Origin of the sequence: Ochrobactrum sp. SFR4 (assembly GCF_019730395.1) — a bacterium.
Classification (GTDB): Bacteria; Pseudomonadota; Alphaproteobacteria; order Rhizobiales; family Rhizobiaceae; genus Pseudochrobactrum.
In genome coordinates this window covers 1-254 of sequence record NZ_JAAPBB010001035.1, presented here as the reverse complement: position 1 = coordinate 254, position 254 = coordinate 1, and the positions used below count along the sequence as shown (strand labels likewise).

The window sequence follows — 254 nt, the reverse complement described above, 5'->3', positions numbered from 1 at the left end:
ATCATCAATACCTAATTTTATACCAGCATAGCCGGAAATTAAATTACCTTTAATTTTATTATTTTTACCGCGAACCTCAATCACATTGTCATTACTAACAAACTTGTTGTTATTTACATATACCGATCCGGATGCATTATCTTTAATGCTGCTATAATGCTGTTTAAAGAGTGCAGATCCCGCATTCAGATTGCCGAGTATCGTATTGTCATTGCCCTGTATGATAATGGTGTTTTTATTGCTGGTGAACTCAT

General features: G+C 34.3%; 1 protein-coding gene. It reads right to left on the bottom strand.

What is annotated here, in order from left to right; translation table 11 throughout:
- On the bottom strand, window positions 1–254 hold a 254-nt coding region (locus HBA93_RS22200; protein ID WP_221724683.1), incomplete at both ends, for a hypothetical protein.